Genomic DNA, 11010 nt, shown 5'->3' on the forward strand with positions numbered 1-11010 from the left:
AACCAGAGAGTCATATCTCGGCTTCGTCAGCCTCGCATCAGCATTGCTGTGGCTGCCCTTTGTCCACGAGGCCTAGTAGCCGATGCTCGGCGCTACAGGCGATAATCGCTTCCCGGTTGGTCTGGCTACCATCGATGACGACGCGATCCGGGCGACCGTGGCGCTGCAAAGCCTTGCGAATAAAACGCTTCGCCGCAGGCAGATCACGGTGTTCGCTGAAGAAGAACTCAACGGTGTCGCCAACGCTGTCGATAGCCCGGTATAGATACATCCACTGTCCACGAACCTTGATATAGGTTTCGTCCATATGCCACTTGCCGCTGACGGTTCGCTTCCGGCAATTGAACCGCTTCAGCAGCAAAGGCGAGAAGTGGACGACCCAACGATGGATCGTGGAATGGTCCACACTGATACCCCGCTCCGCCATCATCTCCTTCAGGTCCCGCAAGCTCAGCCCGTAAGCCAAGTACCATCGCACGCATAGCAGGATCGTTGATCGGTCGAAATGACGGCCCTTGAACATGATACGCCCTCCGGAAATGGAGAGGCTCTTATGCCAAAACCCCTTGCTGAAAAATTTGCAACAGAACCTCCGGCAATGCTGACGACGACCTCATCGAGATGCCAGATGTCGTTGCGTCTGGGCAGCTTACGCCTAAGGCGGGCGAATGAAATCTTCCAAATTTGACAATCCGGCGTCGGACGGTCTCGTAGGAGACCATGATCGTGCGTTCGATTAGATTTCTTCGACGAGGCGCAGGTTCAACGGGAACCGGAAATAAAGCCAAACAGCATAGACGATGATCGTAGGCGAGAGGCGATGTCACCTGTAGCTCACGGGGCAGTGTCGCGAGCTACAAGATACCCGCCAATCGATGCCAGTTCCGTTGATGTGACAACGCCCTCACGGGAGCCGTTCCAGAACCGCTGCACCGACGGCCAAGTCTCACGAATTCGGTCAGCTGACACCCAGCGTCTCCAACACTCTCAGATCGTCCTGCGCTCTTGTATGACCGCGCCGCATTTTTTTATTGCATAGACAAAATAGCTCGGTTATGGCTTTTATTGTCTATACAAAAGAATCGTCGGCTTTAGATCGACCAATGGGGAACGAGATGAACACTTCGCGACGCACCCTTTTGAAGGGGCTGGCAGGCGTGCCGGCTCTGCTTGCGGCTACCTATTCACCGCTCGTAGCCTTTGCCCAGGAAGGCGGTGCAGGTCATGATGCACTGCGGGTCGCTATGGCCAAGCCTGCAGGGAGTCTTGATCCCCACAAATATATCGGGCTTTGGTCCGTTCAGGATCTTATTTTCGAGCCGCTTATCCGATACGGCCAGGGGGGTAGGATGGAGCCGGCCCTGGCCACGGAATGGGCTGCCGAAGACGGTGGCAAGCTGCTGCGCCTGAAGCTACGGCAGAACGTGACATTCCATGACGGCACCCCTTGGGACGCCAAGGCGATGACGTGGAATCTCGACCGTTGGATGGGGAAAGACGCCCACAATTGGATGAATTGCTCGCGCCTCTTCGATAGTCACAAGACCGTAGATGCGCACACGGTGGAACTGCGGTTCAAAGAGCCAGTTCTCGGCTTGCTGTACGAGTTGTCATACGTACGGCCATCGCGGTTCCTGAGCCCGGCTTCAGTTGCCGGCGACGGCAGCTATCAGAAGCCCGTCGGCACGGGACCGTGGATGCAAGAAAGCGCCAGCAACAGCTCCAGCACATTTGAACGGTTCGACGGCTACTGGGGTGACCGGCCACCGTTCCAGCACATTGACCTTATGGTCCTTCCGGATTCGCGCAGCCGCATGGCCGCACTCCGCGCCGGTGAGATAGACCTCATTGGCGGCGACTTCCTCGCACCGATCAAAGCGACGGAAGCGAAGGCATTGCAAGATGCGGGCATACCGGTCGTTGTGGAAACCGGGACCATGTCCATCATCCTGGGCTTTAATCCCGAGCGTAACGAAGCGCTCAAGGACAAGAAGGTTCGTCAGGCGATCGATATTGGCTTCGACCGTTCGGCGATTTCGCAGGTTCTTTTCAATGGAATGGCGGAGCCGGCCGGTAATCTATTTCCTTCGACCGTTCCTTTGGGCGGCAAGCGCTTCGAGGTCTCAAAGCGTAATCCGGAGGCGGCCGCCGCACTCTTGGACGAAGCGGGCTGGACCGGCTCAGGAGTAAGAGAAAAGGGTGGCAAGCAACTGGCCCTCGAGTTGGTGGTCAGCGAAGAAGCAATGGCCGGATCACGCGCTCTTGGTGAAATTCTCCAGGCCCAGCTCGCGGAAATCGGGATGCAAATTAGTATCCGCACCGTCGACCACGCATCGCGCCATTCCGACATTCCGGCACGCAAATTCGACATGGCTTTATTCTATACGCTCGGCGCGCCTTACGAGCCGTTCGGAACGCTGATAGGCATGTTGCTCTCCACCTTCAACAATGGTGTTGACGGCAAGCTGGCAATCGACGTCGCCAATCTCGACCCGCTTCTTCTGGCGGCGGCTTCCGCGCCGGACGACAAGGTCGAAGGTGCCACCCAAGCCGTCTATGATTGGCTGCACGAAAATGTCGCGCTGCTTCCGTTATTCTATGCCCCGGTGGTCTGGGCGCATACGGAACGAGTTTCGGGATTTAAGGCGCCTGCAACGGAATACGACCTTCCGTTCGAAAACATCACGCTCGGAGCGTGAGACGGCCATGATTTCGTTGATTGGAGCCCGCCTCCGGAACGCGGCGATCCTTCTGGTGCTGGCGACCTTGCTTTGCTTCACTCTGGTGGTCGCCGCGCCTGGCAATATCGCCGTGTTAATCGCCGAGCTTCGGACGCCGAAGGCAACGTTCGAACAGATCACTGTGATCGAGAAGGAACTCGGGCTGCACGACCCCTTACTGGTCCGCTACGGCAATTGGCTGGCCGGGGTCGGCACCGGGCATCTCGGAATCTCCTATAAGACGGGAGAGGACATCGGCACCACGATGCGGGGAAGGCTTCCGATCACCGCGATCCTGGTAGCCGGAGGTGCCTGCTTCGCCATGCTTCTAAGCCTCGCCCTCGGTTTTGCCGGCGCGTTGTGGCCAGGCAGGCTTGCGGACAAGTTAACGCGTGTGTTTGCGCTGCTCAGTGCCTCAATGCCCTCGTTCTTCGTCGGCGCTCTGCTGATCTATGGCTTCGCCGTGGAACTGCGGCTGCTGCCCTCCTTTGGCGCGGCGGGCCTGTCGAGCTGGATCCTGCCCTGGATTACCATCGGCGTCCTGCCTGCCGCTGTTCTCAGCCGGGTGGTGCGTGTTGGGCTCGAAGAGGCGATGGCGAGGCCCTTCGCCTTGACCGCGATCGCCAAGGGGATGAGCCGGCGAGCCATCCTCTTCCGCCACGCACTTCCCAATATCGCCCCAACCTATATCAACGCGCTCGGCGCGCAGGGGGGGGCGATGGTGGTGGGCGCGGTGGTAATCGAACCCATGTTTGCGCTGAAAGGCGTCGCCGACCTGTTTCTCGCCGGCGTCCTGTTCCGGGATTTCATGGTGGTGCAAGCCTGCCTCCTCGTCTTCATCTCCTTCTTCATCATACTCAACCTGCTCGTCGACATCGGCATGATGTTCACGGACCCTAAGCTCAGACGCCAGGGTAGCTAGCCATGAAATTCCTGTCAGACATCCGGAAGTCCGTATCCGGCCTGCCGAAACTCGCGCTATGGTCGGTTGGCATCTTCGTTTTCCTCGGCGTCTTCGGCCCATGGCTGACGCCTTACAATCCCAACACGCAGAACCTGCTCGCCGCCCATCAAAGCTTCACCTGGGAGCATCTGCTTGGAACCGACCATGTCGGTCGTGATACGCTCAGCCGTCTGATCGCTTCGGCGCGGACATCCGTAGTCGGCATGGCGCTGGTCCTGGTCATCGCGCTTTCGGTCGGCGTCACCATCGGGACAGTCGCGGGATACCGGCGGGGGCGCGTTGAAGAGGTGTTGATGCGCATCGTCGACGTGGGCCAGGCAATGCCCAGCCTGATCGTCGCGCTGGCGGTGATCGGTATCTTCGGAACAGGTTACTGGAACATGATCCTCGCTCTCGCCGCCGCCTGGTGGCCGGGTAGCGCCCGCATCAGCCGCGCCGTGGCGGTGAATGTCATGAACCGTCCGCATATCGAGTCTCTCAGGGTGCTCGGGGCGAGCCCTGCGCGGATCTATTTCCATCACCTCCTGCCAACGACGCTCGGCGCGGTGCTTGTCTACGCTACCGCCGACGCCGGCGCCGTCGCTCTGGCGATCGCAACGCTTAGCTTTCTCGGCCTCGGTATCCAGCCCCCCACACCCGAATGGGGCCAGATGCTGGTCGACGCTCTTCCCTACCTGGAAACCTATCCGCGCGAGGTCATCCTACCAGGGCTCGCCCTGACGATGGTGGTCATCGGGTTCAATCTGCTCGGCGAGTCCATCGCGTTGAACCGGGTTCCCACACCCCTGCCGAGGCGTGTTCTCCAACGCAGGCGGCGGCTGACCGCTGAATGGACGAAGGCGTCGTCATGACCGAAGATTTGCTCCAAGTCGCTGATCTGTCGATCGACCTCTTCACCGCGCGCGCTGCCCTCAGGCCGGTCGACGGTGTAAGCTACAGCCTTGCCCGTGGTCAAACGCTGGCAATTGTCGGCGAAAGCGGAAGTGGCAAGACGGTCCTTAACTTCGCACCGCTCGGTCTGATGCCGACCGGCGTCGTCGCCGATCTGCACGGTTCGATCCGGTTTGACGGAACACAACTTGTCGGAATGTCGGATAGGAACCTGCGTCGCATCCGCGGCCGGTCGATCGGGACGATCTTCCAAGATCCGATGAGCGCGCTTAATCCGGCCCTCAAGATCGGCAGGCAGATCGCCGAAGTCGCAGAGATGCATCTGGGCCTGAACGCCAGGCAGGCGGAGAGCCGTGCGCTCGAACTGCTGAAGCTCGTCAGGATGTCGGACGCCGCCGCCCGCTTGCACCAGTATCCGCACGAGCTTTCGGGCGGTCTGAGACAGCGGGCCATGATCGCCATCGCCATCGCGGGAGAGCCGAAACTCCTGATCGCCGACGAACCGACGACTGCCCTCGACGTCACTGTTCAGGCACAGATCATCGCCCTATTGAAGGACTTGCAACAGCGGCTCGACATGGCGATCGTCCTGATTACCCATGACATGGGTGTCGTTGCCAGCATCGCATCAAAGGTCGCCGTCATGTATGCGGGCCGGATCGCGGAGTATGGTGAGGTGGACCGGGTCCTCGTCCAGCCCGAACATCCTTACACTCAGGGTCTGATTGCGGCCCTTCCGCGTGAGGAAGACGAGCAGGGCGCGCCCTTTAGAGGGCTCCCCGGAGCGCCGCCGATCCTTGGCGCGCCGTTGAACGGATGCGCATTTGCGCCACGGTGCCCCAGTTCAATCGAGCGGTGCAGGACCGAGCGGCCAGCTTTGCTTACGCGGCCTGGCGGCCTGGTGTCGGTCAGCTGTCATGTCGCCAATGCGCGTGCATCCAAGGAGGTGAATTATGTCCAAAGCTAAATCCCTCCTGCGCGTCGAGAATCTGGTCACCCGCTTCAAGAGTGTCGAACGCGGGAAGTGGGTCACCGCGGTGGACGACGTTTCCATCGAACTGGCGCCTGGCGAGATTGTGGGTCTGGTCGGCGAGTCCGGCTGCGGAAAATCGACACTCGGACGCTCGATCGTCGGTCTCGAAACTCCCCAGTCGGGGCGTATATTTCTCAATGGTATCGATTTGGCCGGCCTGAAAGGCGCGAAACTTCGGGAAACGCGGCGCGCGATCCAATACGTGTTCCAGGACCCCTATGCCTCCCTGAATGACCGGCAGACCATAGGCGAGGCGATCATCGAGGCGCTGGTGATCAAGGGGGTCAAAAATCCCGGAATCCAGCGGGCGAAGACACTCACGCTACTCGACCAGGTCGGCCTGCCGCAGTCGATGGCGCAGCGATATCCCCGTGAATTATCCGGCGGGCAAAGACAGCGCGTCGCCATTGCGCGGTCACTGGCAATGGAACCACGCGTGTTGATCTGCGACGAACCCGTCAGCGCGCTAGATCTTTCGATTCGCGCGCAGGTTATGAACCTCTTCCTCACGCTTCAGAAAGACCTGGGTGTCGCGTGCCTCTTCATCGCGCATGATCTGGCGCTCGTGCGGCAGGCGGCTTCGCGGACTTACGTCATGTATTTGGGCAAGATCGTCGAGTCCGGCGCGTCGAATGAACTCTACGGGTCGCCTGGCCATCCCTATACGCGTGCGCTGCTAGACTCGATCCCGAGTGCTGACCCCCGCAAGGAGGCGCTGAGGGAAGCGCCGGCAATCTATGGGGACATCCCGAGCCCGACGAACCCGCCGTCTGGCTGTCGTTTCCGCACGCGTTGCCCGCATGCCATCGCAGCCTGCGCGGAAACTCAACCACCCTTGACACCCGTGACACCAAGCCATCGCGCGGCGTGCATCCGCGTGGACGAACTCCGCAGCACGTCATATCGCCAGGCCGGCGCCTTCGTTGCCCTCGCCTAAGAATCCGAACGACCGCATATCCCGGGGAGGGAAACACCGTGTTGACCCAAAGTACAGACGCGCTCGGGCCTACGAATCTGCCCGCGCCGAACGACGAGGACTTCTGGCTCGCCGTCCGGGCCAGAATGCTGCCGATGTATGTGAACACGCAGCTCGTAAACACCCGTCGCGGGCCGGCGCCTTTGGAGGTCCGGGAGAGGATCAAGTCGCTAGTCGATCTGGCACTGTCATACGAACTGGACGAACACGAGCCTTTCCGCGACTTGAAGGAGAGCGGCTCGTCAGAGCACATACGTCAGCTCTTGGCGAATTATTTCGGCGCCGACAATGATGAAATCGCGCTGACGAGAAATGCGATGGAAGGTATCGCGACAGTGCTGAACGGATTGGAACTCAATCGTGGCGACGAGATCGTCGCCACGAAGTTCTGTTACGACTCCAATCTAGCGATAATGCGACAGAGGGCGGTTCGAGATGGCCTTGTCCTCAAACTCGTGGATCTGCCTTTCGGAATGACGAACGATGCCGCGATCGTCGAGGCGTTCGAAAATACGCTGACGAGCCGGACGCGGCTTATCTCGTTCCCGCATGTTGTCGCCCGGACCGGATTGGTGCTGCCTGTTGCCGATATCTCGCGGCGCGTGGCTTCCCGAAACATCTTTACCTTGGTCGACGGCGCACACTCGGCCGGGCATTTTCCGTTCCGCCTGAGCGAGCTCGGCTGCGACGCATTCGCGACCTGTCTCCACAAGTGGATGTATGGGCCGCGCGGGACCGGTTTCGTCTTCTTGAAGCGAGCTCGGATCAGAGACGTCTGGCCGCTTTTCGCCAGCTGGTCGAACAAACCTGCAAACTCGATCGAGAAGTTCGAGGAGGTCGGGACCGTGTTCAAGGCGCTTCAGGCATCCATTCCCGAAGCAATGCTGTTCAATACCGCGATCGGTCAGGAAGCAAAGACGGCGCGGCTGCGCTATTTGCGGAGCCGTTGGGCGAGGCGTCTCAGCGAGCATCCTCGGATACGAATGCTGACCGACATTGATGCCGAACCGGCGACCGCCTTTGGAGCCTTCACGATAGAAGGAATGGAGCACAAGGATTTCGCGCGGACGCTCCTTTCAGAATTCGGCATCAATGTCAGCGCGTTTTCGATGGAGGAGGATACGAGCATGGAGGGTATCCATCTGTCCGCCGGACTTCCCAACTCTGTTGAAGAAATCGACCGGTTCGTGGAGGCTGCGGAGACAGTCTTGGCTCGCTAGAGCGTTTTCCAGAAAAGTTGATAGACTTTTCGATTAAGAAAGCGCGCCAAAAAAAGAGATATAGAGAAAGTTAGATTCAAAGAAATCGTACTTTCTCTAGAGAAAATCGTATTCATGACTGAGAGATTGTTTGCTCTATCTCCTTGTTTTCAAGGAAATCCGAAGAATTGGCTCAAGCGTCTTTACGATTACTGATGACTCGGTCAAGTCGCAAAACGCTATAGGCTCAACAGCGTTGTGTCCCGGCGGATTCGATCTCATGTGATCTGAATTCGCATGGCATTATGGTTGAAGCGGGTTGAACTCTCCGACGAACTCGTTCCGATCTCCGGGATAGACAAGCCTGACCCAAGTCACGGGGAGGTCGTCGGCCCAGGTCTGTCGCAGCGACATCAGAACCGGCGAGCCTCGCGCTATATCGAGGCGAAAAGCCTGTTCGCTGGTTGCCGCAGCCGCTCGGATCGTGTGACGCAGCCGTGTGCAGGGCAGTCGCGCCAAAAGCCAGGTGCTTGGAATCTCTTTCTCGAAATCGGCATCGACCGCGTCCGGTGCGGCGGCCAGATTGATGTAGCGCTCTTCGATGACCTCAGCCTTTTCCGAGCCCTCGTGAAGGGCGAGCAACCTCAACAGTTTCGTACCCGCCGACACATCGGACCAGAATGCGGTGCTATCGCCGGCAGTCAACTGCTGTGAGTTCAGCACCCTATAGTTGTAGGAGCGTCCGCTGGACTCGATATCCTTCCTCACATCTAGGAAACCAATGACGGCATGGGAATCGCTGGTTTGAGCAACCCGCGTCCCCTGCTTTCGACGCCGCTCGAGCAGCCCCGCCTCCGTGAGTTTCGAAAGCGCCTTGCTGACCGTTGCCCGCGTTGTCGAAAACGTGTCCATGAGGCTGTGCTCGGATGGAATCCTATGCCCGGCCGGCCAGCGACCACTCAGGATCGCCGAGCGAACTGCCCGTTCGATCTGCTTGTAGAGAGGGCCGACGCCATCGAGGGTGATTTCGGCATCGCCATCTGCCTGTTGAACGGCTTTTGCGATTTCCAGCAATATTGAACCCGAAAAAGAGAAATGTTATTGTCTAGTCATAACGGATGCGGCGTCTTATCGCAACAACGTCAATCGACAAGCCGCACAAGCCCGTCCAAACCTGCAGATGGCCAACCCTCCAGTATCCACCTTTAGCGAAATTGAGATAAGCAGGACACATGGATTTCACAGGGCTTTCCTCGCCGACGGAACTTGCGAGCGAATTGCGGTCCAAGCTGTACGCGCTGGTTCCGCGCGACGTCGAAGTCATCCTATCCTCCGACAAGCTGAATAAGGCGTATCTCTCGGGATATGCAAGCATGACGCATGACACCGCGCCGGATTATCGGTCGGCAGTATGCGCAACACACGAGAAGGTCTCGCTGGTGGTAAGCGCGGCCGACGCAGGACCTGCGTATGACATGCTTGATAGCGACAGCGCGCTCTTTCGCTATGGCGAATTCTATTTCGAGACGCCCGCGGGTGGACACCCGGCATTCGATCGCCAACCGAAGGCGACTTTTCAGGAGGCTTGCCGGGAGCTTCTGAACTCCCTCGGACATCCAGCCGGCTTGGTCGGGGTTGACCGATCCGACGGAGATCTTTTGTGGGAGCTCAGCCGTGCCGTCTTGGGTGACGCGTGTGTCGTGGACGTCACCCGGCACATCAAGCTGTCTCGATCCACAAAGACCGCAGCAGAAATTCTCCGACTGCAAAAGGCCTCCGACATAACCGAATCTGGCTATCGCAAGCTCGTTTCCGATTTCAAGATAGGCATGACGGAGTTCGACATCGCCGCCCTTATATGCGAACAAATGGTCATTGGCGGCGGCGTGCCGCGCTTCATGTCGGTTACTTCGGGACCGCGGTCGGCATTGGCCGATGCATATCCGACGAAACGCGCGCCCAGCCAGGGTGAACTGATCAGAATAGACGCGGGTTGCACTTACGATGGCTATTGGTCTGATCTCGGCAGGACATTTATCGTAGGCGAGCCGAGTAACCAACAGATCCAGAATTACAATGCCATCCGTATCGGCCTGGAGGAAGAACTCCTGGCTATTCGACCGGGCATAAAGGCGAACGCTGTTTTCGAAATCGCAATGAAGACAGTCAGGGCACACGGCATTCCAAGCTATCGGCGTCAGCATTGTGGGCACGGCATAGGGCTCAGCTCATATGACACGCCTCTCATCAATTCGGTTGATGACACGATGCTAATGGAAGGGATGTGCCTGTGTCTCGAAACCCCATACTACCAGCTCGATAGCGAAGGTATGATGGTCGAGGATACGGTTGTCGTTACGGCAGATGGTTATGAGCGTATAACAAGGCTGCCGCGCGACCTATTTTTCCTTGGATGAGGTCTACCAAGGTGTTGGTACATGAGTAGGCCTGTGGTGGTATTTGCACGGGCCTCTGCAATCCGGCCGAGTTCGCGATGTCGTTCAAGTTCAATGAGCCACGCTGTCACAGAATTCCAAAGGCGAAGTTTCGTGTGACGAATTGTGCCGGGTATGGCCGCGGTCTCCTCCGTCGCAGCGACATCCGGCTTTGGCTTTCGGATGAGGCGATTGCCGAATGGCGCTTTGCTGCCTCGGTGAAGCAATCACACGCCCATCTGTCGTTTGAAAAATGCGGAGGTGCCGTTGACCGCGTAGTCGCCAAATCGCATCACGCAAGTTATTGCGCGCCATAACACGAGAGCTTGAAAACACCGCTTCTTTAAGACTTCAAAAAGTGAGTAACAATACGCGGAGCCAGTTCACGGCGGACAGGATCTCTATGCCCGAAATCGAGCTGCGGCGAAGCTACGCTGCCGTACGAAATAAGCCGTTGCAATACGCCATTGCAATCTTATGGAGTAGATCTGGGTAGCCGGAAAGGAGTCGCAAGTTAAGATGGTTGCGGGCCCCCGCAACAAAGTCTGTCATAAATCGCTCGCCATCTGGGTCTAACCGCCCCAGATGGCGTTTTGCGTTTGGGATTCACAATTCCAGCGGGCGTACCTGCGTGATAGTTGACACCGTATGTAACAGCGAAGTCGTCTATCCCTCAGAACCTCCAGACGAAATTGCCCCTGACGCTCTGGTCGATGGCCTTTTCGCCGAATTGTCCGCTGTAGGATACGCCGAGGCTGGCCGTGTGCGACAGCGCCACGCTGATGCCGGTGT

The 11010-nt window shown here is 58.4% G+C and carries 8 protein-coding genes and 2 pseudogenes; 7 read left to right on the forward strand and 3 right to left on the reverse strand.

Annotated features, from left to right (window positions below):
* Positions 1-76 precede the first annotated feature (76 nt).
* Both U1R88_RS34950 and U1R88_RS34955 read right to left on the reverse strand, forming a co-directional pair.
* Positions 77-523: pseudogene (locus U1R88_RS34950) on the reverse strand (IS6 family transposase); the annotation flags it as partial.
* Positions 524-591: 68 nt separating this feature from the next.
* Positions 592-805 (reverse strand): annotated as a pseudogene (locus U1R88_RS34955) (IS6 family transposase); the annotation flags it as partial.
* Positions 806-1055: 250 nt separating this feature from the next.
* On the opposite strand from U1R88_RS34955, the gene U1R88_RS34960 reads away from it, so the two are divergent.
* The 6 genes from U1R88_RS34960 to U1R88_RS34985 are packed head-to-tail and all read left to right on the forward strand — an operon-like array spanning position 1056 to position 7804.
* Positions 1056-2699: an ABC transporter substrate-binding protein gene (locus U1R88_RS34960; protein ID WP_322435474.1), complete on the forward strand. Its 1644-nt coding sequence runs from the start codon at positions 1056-1058 to the stop codon at positions 2697-2699.
* A gap of 7 nt (positions 2700-2706) precedes the next feature.
* Positions 2707-3642: an ABC transporter permease gene (locus U1R88_RS34965; RefSeq protein WP_322435475.1), complete on the forward strand. Its 936-nt coding sequence runs from the start codon at positions 2707-2709 to the stop codon at positions 3640-3642.
* A 2-nt stretch (positions 3643-3644) separates the two neighbouring features.
* Positions 3645-4535 (forward strand): ABC transporter permease, encoded by an 891-nt coding sequence (locus U1R88_RS34970; protein ID WP_322435476.1) that lies wholly within the window; start codon positions 3645-3647, stop codon positions 4533-4535.
* Entirely contained in the window at positions 4514-5542 is a 1029-nt protein-coding gene (locus U1R88_RS34975) for an ABC transporter ATP-binding protein (protein WP_322435477.1), read from the forward strand. The genes U1R88_RS34970 and U1R88_RS34975 overlap by 22 nt, the downstream gene beginning before the upstream one ends.
* Complete coding sequence (locus U1R88_RS34980) at positions 5529-6545, forward strand: ABC transporter ATP-binding protein (protein ID WP_322435478.1); 1017 nt, start codon at positions 5529-5531, stop codon at positions 6543-6545. Before U1R88_RS34975 ends, U1R88_RS34980 begins: the two co-directional genes overlap by 14 nt.
* A 41-nt stretch (positions 6546-6586) precedes the next feature.
* Positions 6587-7804, forward strand: a complete 1218-nt coding sequence (locus tag U1R88_RS34985; RefSeq protein ID WP_322435479.1) for an aminotransferase class V-fold PLP-dependent enzyme — start codon at positions 6587-6589, stop codon at positions 7802-7804.
* Between the two features lie 282 nt (positions 7805-8086).
* Here the strand turns inward: U1R88_RS34985 and hutC are convergent, their stop codons facing one another.
* The gene (gene hutC, locus U1R88_RS34990; protein ID WP_322435480.1) at positions 8087-8857 is read right to left on the reverse strand and encodes a histidine utilization transcriptional repressor HutC; all 771 of its coding nucleotides are present in this window, start codon (positions 8855-8857) and stop codon (positions 8087-8089) included.
* A gap of 158 nt (positions 8858-9015) precedes the next feature.
* On the opposite strand from hutC, the gene U1R88_RS34995 reads away from it, so the two are divergent.
* Positions 9016-10200, forward strand: coding sequence for a M24 family metallopeptidase (locus U1R88_RS34995; RefSeq protein ID WP_322435481.1), 1185 nt, complete (start codon positions 9016-9018; stop codon positions 10198-10200).
* Positions 10201-11010 lie beyond the last annotated feature (810 nt).

Origin of the sequence: Labrys sedimenti, from assembly GCF_034424805.1 — a bacterium.
Classification (GTDB): domain Bacteria; phylum Pseudomonadota; class Alphaproteobacteria; order Rhizobiales; family Labraceae; genus Labrys; species Labrys sedimenti.

Bases quoted from the DNA above. Each gene is read 5' to 3' on its own strand.
- U1R88_RS34965 (WP_322435475.1), top strand. From the start codon at position 2,707: ATGATTTCGTTGATTGGAGCCCGCCTCCGGAACGCGGCGATCCTTCTG.
- U1R88_RS34980 (WP_322435478.1), top strand. From the start codon at position 5,529: ATGTCCAAAGCTAAATCCCTCCTGCGCGTCGAGAATCTGGTCACCCGC.
- U1R88_RS34995 (WP_322435481.1), top strand. From the start codon at position 9,016: ATGGATTTCACAGGGCTTTCCTCGCCGACGGAACTTGCGAGCGAATTG.
- U1R88_RS34975 (WP_322435477.1), top strand. From the start codon at position 4,514: ATGGACGAAGGCGTCGTCATGACCGAAGATTTGCTCCAAGTCGCTGAT.
- U1R88_RS34970 (WP_322435476.1), top strand. From the start codon at position 3,645: ATGAAATTCCTGTCAGACATCCGGAAGTCCGTATCCGGCCTGCCGAAA.
- U1R88_RS34960 (WP_322435474.1), top strand. From the start codon at position 1,056: ATGGCTTTTATTGTCTATACAAAAGAATCGTCGGCTTTAGATCGACCA.